The sequence below is a fragment of the Planosporangium mesophilum genome, assembly GCF_016863255.1.
Taxonomy (GTDB): Bacteria; Actinomycetota; Actinomycetes; order Mycobacteriales; family Micromonosporaceae; genus Planosporangium; species Planosporangium mesophilum.
Map to the genome: position 1 here is coordinate 1 of NZ_BOON01000103.1, position 705 is coordinate 705.

General features: G+C 67.7%; 1 protein-coding gene. It reads left to right on the forward strand.

All coding sequences use genetic code 11. The annotated features are described in order from the left end of the window. Positions 1-705, forward strand: a 705-nt coding sequence (locus Pme01_RS30715; protein ID WP_168118347.1) for an AAA family ATPase, incomplete at both ends; no start/stop codon positions are given.

Here is a 705-nt window from a genome sequence, read left to right on the forward strand (position 1 = left end):
CCAGTTCGGGCGCAATCTCACGCAGGCTGCCCGTGAGGGCAAGCTGGACCCGGTCATCGGGCGTGAGAAGGAGATCGAGCGGGTGATGCAGGTGCTCTCCCGCCGTACCAAGAACAACCCGGTCCTGATCGGCGAGCCCGGTGTCGGTAAGACCGCCGTGGTGGAGGGCCTGTCGCAGGCGATCGTCAAGGGCGAGGTGCCCGAGACGCTCAAGGACAAGCAGCTGTACACCCTCGACCTGGGTGCCCTGGTGGCGGGTTCGCGTTACCGCGGTGACTTCGAGGAGCGGCTCAAGAAGGTGCTCAAGGAGATCCGTACCCGCGGCGACATCATCCTGTTCATCGACGAGATCCACACGCTCGTCGGGGCGGGTGCCGCGGAGGGCGCGATCGACGCCGCCAGCATCCTCAAGCCGATGCTGGCCCGCGGCGAGCTGCAGACCATCGGTGCCACCACGCTGGACGAGTACCGCAAGCACCTGGAGAAGGACGCCGCGTTGGAGCGTCGTTTCCAGCCGATCCAGGTCGGTGAGCCGTCGCTGGCGCACACGATCGAGATCCTCAAGGGCCTGCGGGACCGCTACGAGGCCCACCACCGGGTCAGCATCACCGACGCCGCGCTGGTGGCCGCGGCCACCCTGGCCGACCGGTACATCTCCGACCGGTACCTGCCGGACAAGGCCATCGACCTGATCGACGAGGCCGG